Source organism: Anaerococcus sp. HMSC075B03 (assembly GCF_001815585.1).
GTDB lineage: Bacteria > Bacillota > Clostridia > Tissierellales > Peptoniphilaceae > Anaerococcus > Anaerococcus vaginalis.
Map to the genome: position 1 here is coordinate 71,083 of NZ_KV821168.1, position 18,593 is coordinate 89,675.

The following is an 18,593-nucleotide window of genomic DNA, read 5'->3' on the forward strand; positions in this document are numbered from 1 at the left end:
TAATTATTTTTGAATTGGAGTGATTAAATGTTTAATATAAAGAAAAAAGAATTCAAAAAATTTGATTGGCTTTTGTTTTTGAGCACAACTTTTTTGAGTATATATGGACTATTTGTCCTTTATTCTGCTTTTTCTGGAAATTTTTCAGAAATTAAAAGCCAAATTATTGCTAGTATTTTAGGATTTTCTTTTATAATACTTATTTGCACAATGGATCTAGATGTTTTAAAAAAAGCAGCTTACCCCGTTTATGGAGTTTCTCTATTGCTTTTGATTTTAACTATTTTTTTAGGACAAGGTGCTGAAAGATGGGGTTCAAATTCTTGGCTAATTATTGGACCTGTTCAAATCCAACCATCAGAAATTACAAAAATAGGAATTATTTTTGCCTTAGCAGCATATTTAGAAAAATATAAGGAAGAAATTAACAATCCATCAAGACTTATAAAAACTTTAATTTTTGCATTTTTGCCAATAGTTTTTATTTTGTTACAACCAGATTTTGGTACAGCTATGGTTTATATTTTCTTTATAGCTGTAATGCTTTTTTTGGCTGGACTTTCTTGGAAATGGATTGTTGGACTTTTAGCTGTGTCAGTTTTGGGAGCTTTGTTTTTATTATTAAATCTAAAAGGCTACAAGGCTGATAGAATTCACGATTTTTTAGACCCATCAAGAGATACATCAGGAAGTGGATGGCAACAACAACAAGGTTTAATAGCTATTGCTTCAGGAATGTTATCTGGTAGAGGATTTATGCAAGGAACTCAAGCACAATATGGTTATATTCCAGAAAAAGAAAGTGATTTTATATTCTCAGTTCTTGCTGAAGAATTAGGATTTATTGGAGCTATACTAATGTTAATTGCCTTTGTAATAATGATTTATAGACTTTTAACAATAAGCAAAAATTCAAGAAATTCCTTTATATCTTTAATGGTTGCTGGAATCTGTGCAATGTTTTTTGTCCATATTTTTGAAAATGTGGCAATGACTATAGGACTTATGCCTGTAACAGGAATTCCCCTCCCATTTTTTTCATCAGGTGGAACATTCTTACTAATTTGTTTTATAAATATAGGACTTGCCCTATCAGCATCAATGCAAAAATCATCCTATGATATTGAAGATACAAGTTATTACGAAACTATAAAATTTAAAAATACACCTAATAAAAATATAAATTTATCTGAGAATAAATAAAAAAATCCTTGCAAAAATTAATTTGCAAGGATTTTTTTATTCGTATCTTGCCCTAATTCCACCAATTAATTTTGGTCTAGATTTTAAAGCAGTCAAATGAGCATTTCCAATATTTTTAATTTCTAATCTAAGAGGAACTTGGACAAATTTTATATGCATCCCTATATTTGCATCTCCAATATCCATACCAATATCTCCACTTATATGTTCAATTACAACAGGATCTTTAAAATATTTATAAGCAGCAGTTGCAAAAGAACCTCCTGCGTGTATTTGAGGAATGACAGATACAATTTCATATCTATCCCTAAAAGCAAGCTCTCTTTCAACAACAATCGCCCTATTTATATGTTCACATCCACCAACACCAAGATAAATTTTTTTCTCATTTAAAATTTCAAGTAAAGTTTTAATAACTTCCTCTCCAACTTCTACACTCGAATGTGAACCAATTTTATATCCCAAAATTTCAGAAGATGATCCACCTAGAATAAAAACATCTCCCGCTTTTGCCTTAGATTTTTCAAGAATTTCCAAACAAGCTTTTTTAACTTCATTTTTTATATCTTCCATAACCCCTCCTAATCACTCTATTAGAAATATACCCAATAAAAAAAGATAGATGACATAAGCACCTATCTTTTACTTATTAATTTTTTTGTCTTTAATCATTTTTGTTTTAGAAAATTCTTCTCTTTCTCTCTCTTCAATTTGGCTAGAAATTGATTTAATTATAGCCTTATAATTTGGAATTTGAACTTTTTCTAATGAATTTACTTTTTTGGATGTTTTTTTTATTTCTGTATCCAAATTTTTAATAGTTGTATCAAGCTCTGCAAGTTTATATACTTTCTCTTTTAAATCATTCAATGACAAAAGAGCCTCATCAAATAAAGAATTAGTCAAATTTAATGAATACGATAAGTCCAATTTTTTCGAATCAAAATCAATTTCAAAAATTTTTGTTTGCATAAACTTTTTTTCTTTCAAAGTAATGGATTCATCTAGGGGAACTGATAAGGCTATCGATTTTAACCTATCTTCCCCAGTTGTTACAATTGCTTTTTTTATATTTTTTTTAACATCTTTAATGCAAGAATTAACAATTTTATTCAATTCATTTCTTTGATTTATTTTTGCATTATATTGACCTATCAAAGCTTTTCTTTTTTTATCAAGAATATCATAACCTTCATTGATTAGGCTTAATTGATTTTTTGCCTTCATCAAATTTGCCTTAGTTGGGGCAAATTTTGTTTCAGTCATATTTAGCTCCCAAATATTTTTCCTTATTTTCCTTGCTTACCCTGTGAATTTCTTCAATTGGTAAAATTTTTAAAATATCCCATCCCAAATCCAAAGAATCTTCCAAACTCCTATTTTCATAAGAATCTTGGCTTAAAAATCTATTTTCAAAATTTTTACCAAAATCCAAATATTTTTTATCCAAATCTGATAAGTCATCTTCTCCAACTATTTGAGAAATATTTCTAATTTCTTGAACTTTTGAATAAGATTCGTAAAGCTGATTCATCAAATCATCATGATCACTTCTTGTAAAGCCTTCTCCAATTCCATCTTTCATAAGTCTTGATAAAGAAGGAAGAATATTTATTGGAGGATAAATTCCTTTTTGATCTAAGCTTCTATCAATTACAATTTGTCCTTCTGTAATATATCCCGTTAAATCTGGGATTGGATGAGTAATATCATCGTTTGGCATTGTCAAAATTGGAATTAAAGTTACAGAACCATTAACTCCATCAATCATACCAGCTCTTTCATATAAGCTTGCAAGATCTGAATATAAATATCCAGGATAGCCTTTACGAGAAGGAACTTCTTGTCTAATTGAAGACACTTCACGAAGAGCTTCTGCATAAGATGTAATGTCTGTAATTATTACCAAAACGTGTTTATTTTTTTCAAAAGCCAAATATTCAGCAGCTGTAAGGGCACATTTTGGTGTAATTAATCTTTCCATAATTGGATCATCTGCCAAATTTTCATACATTACTACCTTATCTTTAACTCCTGCTTTGGTAAAAGCATCTTCAAAAAACATAGCTTCATCTTTTTTAATTCCCATAGCAGCAAAAACAAAACAAAAATCCTCTTCAGTTTTTAATTTTGCTTGTCTTACGATTTGGGCTGCTATTTCGTTGTGTGGCATTCCTGATCCAGAAAAAATTGGAAGTTTTTGTCCACGAATTAATGTCGTAAGAATATCTATTGATGAAATTCCTGTTTGGATAAAATTTCTTGGATATTCTCTTGCAACAGGATTTAGAGGATTTCCTTCAACTGAATAAAATTTATCAGAATAAATTTCTCCACCATCATCAATAGGTCTTGCAATCCCATTAAAAGTTCTTCCTAAAATAGATTCGTTTAAGGGAATTTCTAAAGGCTTTTCTTCAAATTCTACAACAATATCATTTAAAGAAAAATCTTGTGTATTTCCAAAAACTTCTACTGTAACTGTATCATCATCAATTTTTACAACTTGACCAATAAAATTTTCTCCCAAAGTATTTACTTTTACCACAGCATTGTAAGCAATATCTTCTACCTTATCAAGTTCAATAATTGAGGCCTCAATTTTTTTGATTTTTGTATATTGCTTTTTCATTTATTACCTTCTTTCACACTTTGAAAATATGATTGAATATTGTTATTTAGTGATGCAAATTTTTCAATTTCATCATTTTTAATATCATATTTCATTGAATTAATTTTGGATATTAATGTTTTATCGTAAATATTTTTATAAGATATTCCTTCTTCGATTAAATTTTTTGAAATATTATAATAATTTTCTATAACTTTTAGCATTTGAATTTGCTTATTTAATGGAACATATTTATCGGTATCATTAAAGGCATTTTGTTGAAGAAAAGCAATTTTAATCATACTTGCTACATCCAAAAGATTTTTTTGCTTATCTGATAGGGAATCTTTTCCTACCAGCATTACTATTGATTGCAATTTGTCTTCCTCAGTTAAAATTTCCATCATTTTATTTCTTAAAGAAACTATATCTTCCCCACTAATATTTTCATAATAATTTGCCATTTGATTTAGATAATTTGAATATGAATTTAACCAATTTATAGCAGGATAATGTCTTGAATAAGCAAGATTTTTATCAAGTCCCAAAAATACATTTACACTTCTTCTAGTGTTTTCTGTTACGGGCTCAGAAAAATCTCCACCTGTTGGAGAAACTGCTCCAATAAGAGTAACAGAACCATGACTTCCATTTAAATTTATAAAATCGCCTGCTCTTTCATAAAATTGTGAAAGTCGTGAGCCAAGATAAGCTGGGTATCCTTCCTCCGCTGGAATTTCTTCAAGTCTTGCAGAAATTTCTCTTAAAGCTTCTGCCCATCTTGATGTAGAATCTGCCATCAAAGCAACATCATAGCCCATATCTCTAAAATATTCAGCCATAGTTATTCCTGTGTAAATACTCGCCTCTCTTGCAGCTACAGGCATATTTGAAGTATTTGCAATAAGAATTGTTCGCTCCATTAATCCTCTGCCTGTATTAGGATCAATAAGATTAGGAAAATCTTCGAGAACTTGAGTCATTTCGTTACCACGTTCTCCACAACCAATATAAATAATTATATCTGCATTAGAATATTGAGCCAATTGATGTTGGAGCATAGTCTTTCCAGTTCCAAAACCACCTGGAATTGCAACTGTTCCTCCCTTTGCGATAGGAAAAAATATATCCAAAACTCTTTGGCCAGTAAGTAAAAGTTCACTTAAAGGTTTATTTCTTTTAATCGGTCTTTGAACTCTTACAGGCCAATATTGATACAATTTTAAATCTTCAATTTTTTCTTTAGTTTTAACTTTTACAATTGTATCTTCAATACAATATTTTCCATCATTTAAAACTTCTAGGACTTCTCCATCAAAATTTGACATTAGCCTATGTTCAATTATTGGACTTTCATCAATAGTTGCATATATTTGACCTTTTTTTATTTTATCGCCAACTTTTACTTTGATTTTTACATCCCATTTTTTCTCTTCATCAAGATTTGAAAGCCCAAGTCCTGATGGAATAAAAGAGCCATGATTTAAAGCAATTTTATCTAGCGGTCTTTGGATTCCATCAAACATATTTCCAATCATTCCAGGGCCAAGTCTTACTGATAAGGGTCTATTTGTTTTTACTATTTCGTCATTTATTTTCAAACCTGAGGTATCTTCGTAAACTTGAATTATTGCATAATCTCCATCTATCGAAACAACTTCTCCAATAAGTTTAAGTTTACCTACAGTTACCATCTCTCTTATTTTTAAATCTGACGCATTTCTAGCCTTTATTACGGGACCATTTATAGATTTAATTGTTGGAGTCATTCTTATCCTCCATTTCTTTTTCAAATTCATCAGAAATTATTTTATAAAATTTGCTTCCTATTTCATATTTATAATTATCTAATTTTTTTTCTAAAGAATAATCATATTGATAAGTAAAATCTTTATTTTTTATAATAAAGCCTCCTATTTTTGAATCATCCATTTCTTCTGTTTTAAAATCAAATAATTCTTGGTCAGATTTTTTTACACACAATATCAAATCATTATCATTTTCAGATAAATTCTTATATATTTCATTTGCCTTTATTGCAAGTTTTTTCTTATATTCATTAGTATTTGAATAATTTTTTAACTCATCTTTAATTTCTTCAATTAATTCATCAAGCAAAGATTCTTTGAATTTGTTATATGAAGTTTTTTTATTTTGAGAAATATTTGCAATTTTTTCATTTTTTCTTGCATTGGCAAATTCTTTTCTTTTTTCTATATAAAGCTTATAATTTTTATCTAAGTTATCCTTAATTTCATTTAAAGTTTTTGAAGAAAAGTCTGTTGAATCATATAATTCTTTTTCGCTTTTTCTTTTTTCATTTGACCAAACCATCTTCCTAAAGCTTGAAATTTTTGCACTTAAATCTAGCATTTAAGTCTCCTTTACTAATCTAAAACTACTACTAAAGGAGTAGCATTTTCTACCCTATAATTTTCTACCTCATCTTTTATTTTCTCATAGCAATATTTTGAAAATATAATTAAAGCTAAGTCTTTTTCTTTTGTAAAATCTTTAAAATTATAAGATATTTCTTCTTCATTTTCTAAAATCAAACCATCAATTCCTCCAAGCCTAAAGCCAAGAAGAAAAGATAAGTCATTTGTAATTACTTTTGCTTTCATTTTAAGCAAATAAAATCATTATAGAAATAATTACACCAAAGATTGCAATACCTTCAGCAAGTCCTACGAAAATTATTGTTCTTCCAAGAATTGATGCATCTTCTGAAATTGCTCCAAGAGCTGCTGAGCCTACTTGACCTACTGCATATCCTGTTCCTATTGTTGCAAGACCTGTTGATAAGGCTGCCCCAATATATTTCAAGCCACTTGCTGTTTCACTAGCACTTCCAGCTGTAGCTGCTTTAACACCGTTTGGTAAAACTAAAACCAAAATCATAACCATTATTGGAATAAATGTAGATAAATTTATTTTTAAAGCTTTTCTTATTTTTTCTTTAGAGCTATCTTCATTATTTTTTAATAAGTACAAACCTGAATAAATTGTTATAACAACGCATGCTAATGCTAATATTGAAATTAAAATCATTATTTTCTCCTTATAATTTACTTATTGGACTAAATTTTTGTCCATCTCCCTTGTAATATTTACTAAACATTTCATAAAATTCTAATCTTAAACCTTGAATAAATACAATCATTCCTTCAAGTCCTATTATTAAAATATTTCCAAATATTAAAATAATAATTCCTATAATTCCTCCGCCTACAAGCTTACTCATAACTTCAAAAGCCATGTATAAACCGACGTGGTTTATAGCAAACGCACCTACTCTTGTAAAAGAAACAAGATTTGAAAATACAGAAAGCAAAGCTTCAATTATAGAAAATGAACTTTCTATATAATAATCAGCAGAAGATTGATCATATATTGGATTAATTCCTAACATTTTTCTAGAAATTGGTTGTTTAAATATCATCAATATAATTGATAATACAAGTAAAGTTATTGAAAATTTCATTGGCAATGGATTAATTTTTACAATATTTAAAATGATTAAAATAAATGAAATCATCATAATTAATCCTGCTATACCTTCTTTCCCAAAAACTCCTTCTTCTAAATCTTTTTGCTTGTGAAGTTTATTATAAATTCCTAAGATATAGGATATAAGAATTAGAATAACTCCAAAGGCAACTGAAGCAACTAAGACTTTTAAAATATTATCAAATGGTTTAATTAATAATGTTGGTATTAAATCTTCAATTCCAAAAAATGATCCATACATTATGCCAAAAAAGCAAGCAGAAAATCCTATTCTTCTTACTAATTGACCAAATATTTTATTTTTCTTTTCTACTAGAAAACTAGCCAATATAAAAATTAATCCCTGTCCTAGATCACCAAACATCATTCCATACAAAAGCATATAAGTTATTGCGAAAAATCCTGTAGGATCTATTTCATTGTAGTTTGGTGCTCCATACATATTAACCAAAAACTCAAAGGGCCTGGTTAGTTGATTATTTTTTAATTTAGTTGGTGGGTTTGCTATTGTCTGGCTATTTTTTTTTTGATCTACCAAACTGTCTTCATATTTCTCTACAGAATTTTTTACAACTTGTAATTTTGATTCTGGTACCCAACCTGAAAGATAAAAATACTTTCTACCTTTTAACATTTTATCTTTTATTTTAGAAGACTTCTTATAAAAATCTATAGTCTTTGGAAGGTTTTTCAATTCATCTATATTATCAATTTTGATTTTTTCTAGATTTTCATTTATCTTTTTAAGCTCAATTTTATTTTCTTGGTATTCTTTTTTTATTTCTTCTAAACTTTTATTTTCTGGAATATCCTTATCAATAAAACCCAAAGATGAAATTGTTCTATTTACTTCATCTTCAACACTTTTTGGATAAACTAAAAGATAATCTTCATTCCCACTTTCAATAGATTGGTTTATATTATTTTCATTCTTATCTTTAAATCCTAATTTTTCCAATAATTTCATAAAACCTGCCTTCTAGTCAATAATCTTTTCAAAGAATTCTTTTACTAACTTATCTTTCTTTTCATTAAAAACTTTTTTACTTTCTAATTTTTGCTCTTCGTAAAATTCTTCTATTTCTTTTTTCTTATAATCCGCTTCTTTTAAAATATCATCATAAATTTTATTGGAATCATCCTTAGTTTTTGAATCATAATTTTTGTTTAGTTCAAGACTAACTTTATTAACATTCTCTTTTTCATTTTTTAGTATTACATCAGTATCATTTCTTAATTTTGTCGTTTCATCATCAATACTATAAATACTTTTTAAAGCTTCTTTATTAGTTTTTATATTTGGATCATTTTTTTGTAGATGGATAATTAATGATGGTATCGATTCGTAATTATTTTTTAATATAAACCTACCGTCTTTACTAACTTCTCCCAATCTATAATTAAAATAATTTAAATTTGTTATTTTATTTATATTTATTTCTTCATTTTCAAGTGCTTGTAAGTTATTTATATATTCTTCAAGCTTTTTGTTTCTTTCTTCTAATTCTTTTTTCTTTTCTATATTATCTTCAAGCATTTTTAGCAAATTTTTAAGTTTTTCATCATTAATTCTTTTTCCATTATCGGAATCTTCTAAATTCAAAAATTCTTTAATATCTTCAAGATTTTTTATAAAAGTAGAATCTATTTTTTCAAAGCTATCTAGCTCATTAAAATCTTCAGTTTTATCGATATTTTCTTCGCTAGCTTTTATAGAAAACTCTCTGTTTTGTACTTGTCTAAAAGCATCAACTTGATCGAATTCATCAATGTTAATTAAATCTTCAAGAAAATCATCTAAATTTTCAAGTTTTGCCATTATATTAACTAAGTGCATTTTTTCGACAGCCATTTTATCACCTCTTTATTATATAACGCTTCTTTTCATCCTTATCAAAAGTTTCATCAAATTCAAGCATACTTATGATATTTTTATTAGAAATTTCCATCATATCAACTATATAAATTAATTTTAGTAAATCATATTTTGAATTATTTAACCTTTTTGAATTATCACTCAATAAATCTTGCTTTGCCTTATAGAAATTAGAAGAATTATTAAATAATGAATTATAAGGACTTCCTAATATTTTTTCCTTAACTTTATCTAGACTTAATTTTGATAATTTTTTTAAATCTTCTGTTTTTAGATATTTTCCACCTTCAATTAAATAATTAAATATTTCATAATCATTTAAAATAAAGTAGTTTTTTAATCTAAATAACATTTCAATATTAAAAATATCAATTTCTTTACCTATAAATTCTCTAAGCTCCTTACCAAGATTTTTTGGAAGTTTTTTAGTTTCTTCTAAAAGATCTCTATAATAAAATTTATTTAATGAATTAGATATTAGAAAAATTATAGAATCTTTTTGCATATTTTCATTTAAAAACGGATAAAGAGTTCTATAGTACCTAGTTGACTTAGATTTTTCTACAAAAGTTTGAAAATCATCGTCTTTTGATACATTTATATTTTGAGAAAATTTTTCTCTTTTTATAATATCTAAACTGTCTTTCAAATGCTCATTTAAAATTGCCTGAACAATTAATTGAATTAATTGTAGTTCGAATTTTGAAATATATTTTATAAAGAAATTTTTCTCTTCTCCTTTAAGAAATTTCAAAAATGAATTTAAATCGTCATATAAGCTATTGGAAAGAAAAATTTCCACATCTTTTTTAGAGTAAATATTAGGTATTTCACTTTTATTTGCTCTAATAATATCTAATTTTCTTTCCAAACTGTCTTCGTACAATAAATCTCTACAAATTTCTTTACTAGGCAATTTCCCAAGTTTAGCTTTTGCTTTTACTACATAAGCTTTCATAGTGCCTTCTTTCTTAATATTTAATCTTGGACTAGTTCTCCTGATATTGTAAATGAAGTGTTATCTGTTATTTTTACCTTGACAATTTGCCCTATTAATTTCTTATCTGCTTTTACATGAACAAGTTTAAAAGTATCTGTTCTACCAGTCAAAACATCTTTATTATTTTTACTTTCAGATTCTAACAAGACTTCAACAACTTTACCTACATATTCTTTATTTTTTTCATTAAATATTGGATAAAGAGTATCCAGTAATCTATCAAACCTATCTTGAACAATTTTATCGTCAATTGGATCCAATTTAGCAGCTTTTGTTTTTGGTCTTGGAGAATATTTAAAAGTAAAAGCAGTATCAAATCCTACTTTTCTACAAACATCTAAAGTTTCTTGAAAATCTTCTTCTGTTTCAGTAGGATAACCTACAATAATATCCGTAGAAATTGCAATACCAGGAATCTCTTCTTTTAATTTTCTAGCTTTTTCTAAATATTGCTCTTTATTATATTTTCTATTCATATCTTTAAGAACTTTGTCAGAACCTGATTGCATAGGAAGATGGAAATAATTACATATATTATCATTTTCTTTAATAACTCTAATTAAATCATCAGATAAATCTTTTGGATGACTTGTTGTAAATCTTAATCTTTCAACCCCTTCAATTTTTGCACATTTTTCTAAAAGTTCTGGAAAAGTTACATTAAAGTCTGATTTGTTTCCATAAGAATTTACATTTTGTCCTAGAAGTGTGATTTCTTTATAGCCATTTTTAACTAAATTTTCAATTTCTTCAATAATGTGAGATGGTCTTCTACTTTCTTCTCTTCCCCTTGATTGAGGAACTATACAATATGAACAGAAATTATCGCAGCCTCTCATTATATTTACATAAGCTTGAAAATTATTTTTGCTATTATAATTTACGTAATCATCTTTTACATTATCTTCTGAAACATCAATTACTCTTTCGCCTGTTTCTAAATATTTAAATAAAAGATCTGGCAAAGAATTTATATTTTTAGTTCCAAAAATTATATCAACTTCTTTATGTTTTTTCTCTATAACTTCTCTAGCAACGCTAGTTTGCATCATACAACCTGATACTGCTATAATTTTTTCAGGATTTTCTTCTTTTAATTTTTTTAAACTTGATACTTGACCATAAAGTTTTAATTCAGCATTCTCTCTTACAAGACAAGTGTTAAATAAAATAAAATCAGCATCATTTCTATCATCAGTTTTTGTATAACCTAAATCTTCTAATATATAAGATATTCTTTCAGAGTCATGTTCATTCATCTGACAACCAAAGGTTGTTATATTATATTTTTTATTTTCAAAATAATTCTTATATTTTTCATTATTTTTTAATTGCATATATCTCCTTACAGCTAAAAAAGAGATGATCTAGACCATCTCTTTTTTGTATAATTGTAATTTATCAGATATTATTCTTCAGTAGAATCTTCGTCTTCTATTTCTATACCTGATAGTACTTCTTCTATAGCAAATCCAATGTTATTATTTAAATCATTATCGCCAAATTCGTTGTTTGCTTCTTTCTTTTCAGCTTTTCTTTTAGCTTTAGCATTAGATCTGTTTTTGTTTTCTTCGTTATTTCTTCTTGGTTTTCTTTCAGTTCTTTCTGGAGCTTCTTTTAAAGCTTTAATTGAAAGACCAATTTTTTCTTCTTCTGGATCGATGCTTAAAATTTTAACTTCTACTTCATCGCCAACATTTAATTCATCTGATGGTTTTTCAACATGATCCCATGAAATTTCAGAAACGTGAATTAATCCTTCAACTCCTTCGCTAACTTCAACGAAAGCACCAAAGTCTAAAAGATTTACAACTTTTCCTGTTATAACATCTCCAACTTCATGTTCATTTGTAAATTCTGCAAATGGTTTTTCAAGAAGTTGTTTTCTTCCAAGTGAAATTCTATTTTTTTCTTTGTTTAATTTTAATATTTTAACTTCAATATCATCGCCGATATTTAAAACATCCTTTGGATGTTCTACTCTTGTCCAAGCTATATCAGATACGTGAAGTAATCCATCAAGACTTCCTATTTCAATGAAAGCACCAAAGTCTGTAAGTCTTGCAACTTTTCCTGTTATAACTTGTCCTTCTTCTAATTCATCCCATTGTTCATCAAGTTTTTCTTCAACAATGTCTTTTCTTGATAAAACTAGACGATTTTTTCTCTCATCTATTGAAATGATTTTAAGATCCCAATGTTCTCCAACAAATTTTTTGAAGTTTTTAACAAAATATGGAGCTATTTGGCTTGCAGGAACAAATCCATTGATTCCCATAACTCTAGCTGTAAGACCACCTTTGTTTGCTCCTGTTACATCACCTTCAACAGTTTGGTCATTTTCGTAAGCTTCTCTAAGGTTTTTCCAATTTTTCATTCCTTCTACTCTTCTAGTAGATAATGAAACATTGCCTTCTCCATCATCAAGTTTTATAACATAAACTTCTACTTCTTGACCGATTTCAAAATTATCTTTTGGATTTTCTCTTTGTTCTTCAGTCATTTCATCTAATTTTACAATACCATCTGCACGATATTGAATGTCTACGAAAACTTCATCATCTTTCACATCAATAATTGTTCCGTTTACAACATCTCTAGGATATATTTTTTTCATACTATCTTCAATGCTGTTCATTAATTCTTCATTTGTTAAATCATCCATCCTATTAACTACCTCCTCGATAACCTGATCTGGTGTGGACGCACCAGCGATTACCCCTATTATATTAAAATTTGAGAGCTTTTGCAAAGGTAGATCTTTAACAGTTTCTATTCTTTGAACATTTTCACAATACTTTTGTGCTATTTGATAAAGCTTGTTTGTATTCGAACTATTAAAACCACCAACAACAATCATACAATCAACTTCTTTTGATAGGCTCTTACATGCTTCTTGCCTTAATCTTGTAGCATTGCAGATTGTATTTTCTATTACTACATCATCATTCGTCTTCTCTAACTCATGAGCAATATTCTCAAAAAAATCAATTCTGTTTGTTGTTTGACTAACAACATAAAGTTTTGACATATTTGTAATATTTTTTGCTTCAGTCTCATCTTTTATTATTATACCATTATTTACGTAAGATGCCATAGCTTTTATTTCAGGATGTTCTTTATCTCCAATAATTACTACGGTGTATCCTTCATTTTCTTTTTCGATTATTTTTTTGTAAATATTTAAAAGAACTGGACAAGTTGCATCAACAACTTCATTAGAATTTTTTTTAAGATTTTCTTTTAGATTTTCACTTACTCCATGGCTTCTTATTACTATTTGTGAATTTTTTATTTCTAAAACTTCATTTTCATCTACCACACTTACGCCTTTTTTTTCAAGCATTTTAACTTGAGTTGGATTGTGAACCAGAGGCCCTAGTGTATATGTTTTTATATTTTTTTCGCTTGCTTTATTTGCAAGGTCAACACTTCTTCTAACCCCGTTACAAAAGCCAGAATTTTTCGCTACTATTACTTTCATCTCAAACCTTTCTTAAAAATTTGTGATTTTCATACATTTTCTCATAAGTTTCATCCATGATTTTTTCCATTGCATCTTTTGATTTATATTTTTCAAAATCTTCAATTTGTATAAGATTTTTAATGTATAAATCTGTTTTACAAAATGGCTTATAAGAAGATATAATTTCTATTGTTAATATATCAGTTTTTGATTTAAGTGCAATATATCCTGCACCATCTTTTATATTTTCTCTTTTTATTTCCTTAACTCTTGTTCCTTCAGGAAATATTCCTAAAATTTTTCCTGTTTTTATTAATTTTATTGAATCTCTTAAAACCGATAAATCTTTTCCATCTCTTTGAGCTGGTATTGCATTTAAAGATTTTAATATATTTTTTAAAATTGGTATTTCAAATAATTCTTTTTTTGCTATAAAATGAATCTGCCTATCTAAAGCCATTGCTACAAAAACCGGATCAAGAAAAGATTTGTGATTTGCACAAACAATAAATTTTCTATCTTGTGGAATATTTTCATAACCGTGTACTTTTATCCTAAACAAAGGTGTTGCTATTAATCTTAATATTAAATATATAAATCTATAAAACATCTTCTTTGTCCATTTTATTTATAATTTCTTCTATAGTTTCATCAATTGTTAAATTTGAAGAATCTATTTCTATGGCATCTTCTGCTTTTTTTAATGGAGAAATTTCTCTGTGTGAATCTAAGTAATCTCTTTTTTCTATATCTTTTTGAATTTCTTCTAAAGGTTTATCAATTTCATTTTGCTCATAGCGTCTTTTTGCCCTAACTTCACTTGATGCTACTAGAAAAAATTTGTATTTTGCATTAGGGAAAACTACTGTGCCTATATCCCTTCCATCAAGAATAATTGATTTATTTTGAGAAATTTTTCTTTGCATATCTACTAAATATTTTCTAACTAATGAAATGGATGATACCCATGATACATTTTCAGTTACTTCCTTATTTCTAATTTTATCGCTTACATCTTTTTCATTTAAAAATACCTTGTCACCTTTTATGTCGATATTAATTTTTCTAAGCAAATCTATATCAATTTTGTCTGATTTTTTTATATTATTTTCTAAAAAAAATAAGGTTACTGCCCTATACATTGAACCTGTATTTAAATATGAAATTTTTAATTTTTTAGCCAAAATATTTGCTATTGTGCTTTTTCCTGAGCCGCTAGGTCCATCTAAAGCTATAATAAAATTACTCATTTTCCCTCCTTAAATCCTTAGCACAAGCATAGGCTTGTGAAAATGCAATTTGCAAATTATATCCTCCTGTAAGAGCATCAACATCTGTAACTTCCCCAACAAAATACAGACCAGAAACTATTTTTGATTGCATATTTTTCGGATCAAGTTCTTTACAATCAACTCCACCTGAGGTTATAATAGCATTTTTTATTTCACTTAATCCATTAAATTTTAAATGAAAATATTTAATTTCTTTTATTAATCTAAATCTCTCATCTTTTGTAATTTGGTTTGCTTTTGTATGAAAATCTATATCTGATCTTTTTAAAACTACATCTACAAAAGCATTTAGCAATAGTTTTTTTAAAATATTTCCTACATCTTTATTGGAATTATTTTCAAAATTTCTTAAAAGCCTATTATCTAATTTTTCAAAATCTAGACTTGCTTTAAGGTCAATATACATATTTTTGACTTTTTTTCTATTAATTAGTGATGACATAGTTAAAACAATAGGTCCAGTTATAAATTTTTTTCCTATTAGCATTTCTCCAAATTCACTAATTTTTTTATCTTCGCACTCCACATTCAAGCTTACATTTTTTAAGGAAATTCCATTTAAGCTATCCAAGTCATCATCTAAAAATTTAATTGGACAAAGAGCCGGTTTTGTACTAATAATTTTATGGGAAAAATATTTTGCAAATTTATAACCATCGCCAGTTGAACCTGTCAACGGATATGAAAGACCTCCTGTTGCAATTACAACTTTATCAAATTCATAAGAATTTTTTTGGGTAAGAACAATAAATTTATTTAAATCTTTGTCTTTATAGATTTTATTTACATTTTCATTTAATTTCAAATCTATATTTTTTTCTTTAATAAGTTTTTCAAATAATTTAATCACGTCATTTGATTTTTCACTTTTTGGAAAAACCCTATCTCCTCTTTGGGTTGTAAGTTTTAATCCCTTATTTTCCAAATAATCAATAAGAGCATAATTATCAAAATTTGTAAATGACGAATACATAAACTTCTTGTTTACAAGAATATTATCCAAAAATTCATCAAAAAATTTGGCATTAGTAATATTACACCTGCCTTTTCCGGTTATAAATATTTTCTTGCCAATTTTGTCATTTTTTTCTATTAAAGTTATTTTATTTTTTTCGTTTTTAGCATTTATTGCAGTAAAAATCCCGCCTGCACCTGCTCCGATTATTCCAATATCCATTTTATAAACTTTCTAAATATTCCACTTCTTTTTTACTTAATTTTTTATAATCTCCATCTTTTAAATCATCAAGACAAATTTGTCCTATTTTTATTCTTTTTAAATCTAAAACTTTTATTTTGAAATATGCAAACATTCTTCTAATTTGCCTATTGTAACCTTGATGAATTGTAACTTTGTAAGTACTTTTTTCTTTATCTATTAAAGAAATTTTTGCATCCGATGTTATTTCTTTTTGCGATAATTTTACCCCATCCATAAAATTTTTTTCTTGGTAAGCTGTAAGTTTTTTATCTACCTTAACTATATAAATTTTATCAATTTTTTTACTTGGATGAATTATTTTATTTGTTATTTTACCATCATTAGTAATTATCATAAGACCATGGCTATCTTTGTCAAGCCTTCCTGCACAAAAAAATCTCTCATCAATATTAAGCAACTTATTTAAATCTTTTTCGTTGTGAGGATCATAATTTGATGAGATATATCCAAGAGGTTTATTTAATTTATAGTAGAAATTTTTTTGGATTTTTAAAATTTTTCCATCAATTTTAACTTCATCTGTTTCTTTTACCTGATATGATAAGTCTTCTAATTTATTTCCATTTACAAAAACTTTGCCATTTTTTATATATTCTTCACTTTTTCTTCTTGATGCAAATCCTGTTTTTGCTATATATTTATTAATCCTCATCAATTTCTCCATCTATTTTTTCATCAATTTTTGGCAATTGGTCAAGATTTGAAATATTAAAATATTTTAAAAAAAGATCAGTTGTAACATATATAATAGGCTTTCCGATTTTATCAAGTCTGCCATTTTCTTTTATAAGTTTTTTATCTAAAAGAGAATCTATTGTTGATTGGGATTTGACTCCTCTTATTTTATCAATTTCTGCTCTTGTTATTGGTTGCTTGTATGCAATAATTGATAGGGTTTCTAAAGAAGAATTAGATAAATTTTTCTCCGATTTTTTTACTATATTTGAAATATATTTTTCGTGATCTGGTCTGGTTGCAAATTGGTATTTATCTTCATATTTTTTTATAATAAGTCCCGAAGATTTTAAATTCCTGTCATCAACCATCTCATTAATTGCCTTTCTTATTTCAGATTTTTCGGCGTCAAATATAATTTTTCCAAGATCGTTAATGTCAATCGGCTCGCCCCAAATATATAAAATTTCTTCAATAATTCCCTTTAAGTAATCACTATTCATTCTTATCCCTTTTTACTATCAAAAATTCATTTATATTTTCTTCTTCCAAGTATATTTCCTTTAATCTTACAAGCTCAAGAAGTGCTAAAAATGTTCCTATACAAGCATCTTTTGATTTTATTTCATCTGTAATTTTATTTAGCCTTATTGATTTTGTAAATTTTAAAGTATTTCTTATTTTTTTTATATAATCATTTACATCAAGTCTTTTAATCGATTTAATAAGATCTGGTTTTTCTATTTTTTCATTCTTGTAAGCTCTTATTAATTTTGTAAATTCATTTTTTAAAATATTTACATCTTTACTAATTATTTCATCGTTTGACTTATATTTTGATAAATCTTCTTGGTATTTTGTATAATAAGATTTCGCCTCATTTTCAAGAATTTTTAAATCATCTTCTACGCTTTTTATTTTTTTATATTCTATAAGATATGAAATAAAATCTTCTTCTACTGTATCATTTTTATCTTTTGGCATCAATTTACTAGATTTTATGTATAACAAAATAGAAGATATATAAATAAACTCACTTAATTGACCAAGAGGAATATCCATTTCATTGATAGCCTCCATGTAAGGGCTTGTTATATCTTCTATTTTTATGTCATAAATATCTACTTTTTGTTTTTCTATAAGTCTTAACAAGACATCAAATGGTCCTGTGTAAACTTCTAAATCAATATTTAAACTATTACTTTTCATCAATCAATCTTTTTGCATACATTACTGCTATTATTGTTTTAGCATCAGTGATTTCACCATTAATTACCATATTATAAACATCTTCAATTTTATATGATTTTTTTTCTAAAAATTCATCTTCATCTAATTCTAATTTTGATTCTTCCAAATTTTTAGCCAAAAAGAATGATAATTTATCGTTTGTAAAACCAGGAGATGCGTGCATATCAAACAAATATTCAATATCTAATGGTTTATAACCAATTTCTTCTTGCAATTCTCTTTTTGCAGTTTCAATTGGTTTTTCATTTACTTCAACCAAACCAGCAGGAATTTCTAAAGTGAATTCATCGATTGCCTTTCTATATTGACGTACCAAATAAATAGAATCTTCCCCATCAAAAGCAATTATTCCTACGCCTTTAACGTGATCAACTATCTCTCTTTTTGAATACTTTTTATCAGGCATTTCCACAGTTTCAACTCTCAAAGAAAGAATTTTTCCTTCGTAAATGTTGTCAACTTTTATCGTTTTTTCATAATTATCCAT

20 protein-coding genes are annotated in these 18,593 nt (G+C 27.0%); 1 reads left to right on the plus strand and 19 read right to left on the minus strand.

Annotated features, from left to right (window positions below; translation table 11 throughout):
• The first annotated feature begins 27 nt into the window (after positions 1 to 27).
• Entirely contained in the window at positions 28 to 1,203 is a 1,176-nt protein-coding gene (gene rodA / locus HMPREF3045_RS02030) for a rod shape-determining protein RodA (protein ID WP_070736908.1), read from the plus strand.
• Between the two features lie 36 nt (positions 1,204 to 1,239).
• Here rodA and HMPREF3045_RS02035 read toward each other — a convergent pair whose 3' ends face one another.
• The 19 genes from HMPREF3045_RS02035 to HMPREF3045_RS02125 form a co-directional block, all read right to left on the minus strand.
• On the minus strand, positions 1,240 to 1,776 hold the full coding sequence (locus HMPREF3045_RS02035; protein WP_019117614.1) for a TIGR01440 family protein: 537 nt from the start codon (positions 1,774 to 1,776) through the stop codon (positions 1,240 to 1,242).
• Between the two features lie 69 nt (positions 1,777 to 1,845).
• Entirely contained in the window at positions 1,846 to 2,469 is a 624-nt protein-coding gene (locus tag HMPREF3045_RS02040) for a V-type ATP synthase subunit D (RefSeq protein WP_070640571.1), read from the minus strand.
• Positions 2,462 to 3,835, minus strand: a complete 1,374-nt coding sequence (locus HMPREF3045_RS02045) for a V-type ATP synthase subunit B (protein WP_070736909.1) — start codon at positions 3,833 to 3,835, stop codon at positions 2,462 to 2,464. Before HMPREF3045_RS02045 ends, HMPREF3045_RS02040 begins: the two co-directional genes overlap by 8 nt.
• Positions 3,832 to 5,583, minus strand: a complete 1,752-nt coding sequence (locus HMPREF3045_RS02050; RefSeq protein ID WP_070736910.1) for a V-type ATP synthase subunit A — start codon at positions 5,581 to 5,583, stop codon at positions 3,832 to 3,834. The genes HMPREF3045_RS02045 and HMPREF3045_RS02050 overlap by 4 nt, the downstream gene beginning before the upstream one ends.
• Positions 5,567 to 6,187 carry a hypothetical protein gene (locus HMPREF3045_RS02055; protein WP_070736911.1) on the minus strand — a complete coding sequence of 207 codons (621 nt, stop codon included), beginning with the start codon at positions 6,185 to 6,187 and terminating at the stop codon, positions 5,567 to 5,569. The genes HMPREF3045_RS02050 and HMPREF3045_RS02055 overlap by 17 nt, the downstream gene beginning before the upstream one ends.
• A 14-nt stretch (positions 6,188 to 6,201) precedes the next feature.
• Positions 6,202 to 6,438: a V-type ATP synthase subunit F gene (locus tag HMPREF3045_RS02060; RefSeq protein ID WP_004838898.1), complete on the minus strand. Its 237-nt coding sequence runs from the start codon at positions 6,436 to 6,438 to the stop codon at positions 6,202 to 6,204.
• A gap of 1 nt (position 6,439) precedes the next feature.
• The gene (locus HMPREF3045_RS02065) at positions 6,440 to 6,865 is read right to left on the minus strand and encodes an ATP synthase subunit C (RefSeq protein WP_004838899.1); all 426 of its coding nucleotides are present in this window, start codon (positions 6,863 to 6,865) and stop codon (positions 6,440 to 6,442) included.
• Positions 6,866 to 6,875: 10 nt separating this feature from the next.
• Complete coding sequence (locus HMPREF3045_RS02070) at positions 6,876 to 8,291, minus strand: V-type ATP synthase subunit I (protein WP_070736912.1); 1,416 nt, start codon at positions 8,289 to 8,291, stop codon at positions 6,876 to 6,878.
• A gap of 12 nt (positions 8,292 to 8,303) precedes the next feature.
• A complete protein-coding gene (locus HMPREF3045_RS02075) occupies positions 8,304 to 9,176 on the minus strand; it encodes a V-type ATP synthase subunit I domain-containing protein (protein WP_070736913.1) in 873 nt (290 codons plus the stop codon).
• Between the two features lie 4 nt (positions 9,177 to 9,180).
• Positions 9,181 to 10,158, minus strand: coding sequence for a V0D/AC39 family V-type ATPase subunit (locus HMPREF3045_RS02080; protein WP_070736914.1), 978 nt, complete (start codon positions 10,156 to 10,158; stop codon positions 9,181 to 9,183).
• Between the two features lie 20 nt (positions 10,159 to 10,178).
• Entirely contained in the window at positions 10,179 to 11,537 is a 1,359-nt protein-coding gene (gene miaB / locus HMPREF3045_RS02085) for a tRNA (N6-isopentenyl adenosine(37)-C2)-methylthiotransferase MiaB (RefSeq protein WP_070736915.1), read from the minus strand.
• Positions 11,538 to 11,608: 71 nt separating this feature from the next.
• Positions 11,609 to 13,684: a bifunctional 4-hydroxy-3-methylbut-2-enyl diphosphate reductase/30S ribosomal protein S1 gene (locus HMPREF3045_RS02090; protein ID WP_070736916.1), complete on the minus strand. Its 2,076-nt coding sequence runs from the start codon at positions 13,682 to 13,684 to the stop codon at positions 11,609 to 11,611.
• Position 13,685: 1 nt separating this feature from the next.
• Positions 13,686 to 14,276 (minus strand): lysophospholipid acyltransferase family protein, encoded by a 591-nt coding sequence (locus HMPREF3045_RS02095; protein ID WP_004838905.1) that lies wholly within the window; start codon positions 14,274 to 14,276, stop codon positions 13,686 to 13,688.
• Positions 14,266 to 14,916, minus strand: a complete 651-nt coding sequence (gene cmk, locus HMPREF3045_RS02100; protein ID WP_070736917.1) for a (d)CMP kinase — start codon at positions 14,914 to 14,916, stop codon at positions 14,266 to 14,268. Before cmk ends, HMPREF3045_RS02095 begins: the two co-directional genes overlap by 11 nt.
• On the minus strand, positions 14,909 to 16,135 hold the full coding sequence (locus HMPREF3045_RS02105; RefSeq protein ID WP_070736918.1) for a BaiN/RdsA family NAD(P)/FAD-dependent oxidoreductase: 1,227 nt from the start codon (positions 16,133 to 16,135) through the stop codon (positions 14,909 to 14,911). Before HMPREF3045_RS02105 ends, cmk begins: the two co-directional genes overlap by 8 nt.
• Position 16,136: 1 nt before the next feature.
• Positions 16,137 to 16,832 (minus strand): pseudouridine synthase, encoded by a 696-nt coding sequence (locus HMPREF3045_RS02110; RefSeq protein ID WP_070736919.1) that lies wholly within the window; start codon positions 16,830 to 16,832, stop codon positions 16,137 to 16,139.
• On the minus strand, positions 16,822 to 17,358 hold the full coding sequence (gene scpB, locus HMPREF3045_RS02115; protein WP_019117600.1) for an SMC-Scp complex subunit ScpB: 537 nt from the start codon (positions 17,356 to 17,358) through the stop codon (positions 16,822 to 16,824). Before scpB ends, HMPREF3045_RS02110 begins: the two co-directional genes overlap by 11 nt.
• Entirely contained in the window at positions 17,351 to 18,064 is a 714-nt protein-coding gene (locus HMPREF3045_RS02120; RefSeq protein WP_070736920.1) for a segregation and condensation protein A, read from the minus strand. Before HMPREF3045_RS02120 ends, scpB begins: the two co-directional genes overlap by 8 nt.
• Positions 18,054 to 18,593, minus strand: coding sequence for an NUDIX hydrolase (locus HMPREF3045_RS02125; protein WP_004838911.1), 540 nt, complete (start codon positions 18,591 to 18,593; stop codon positions 18,054 to 18,056). Before HMPREF3045_RS02125 ends, HMPREF3045_RS02120 begins: the two co-directional genes overlap by 11 nt.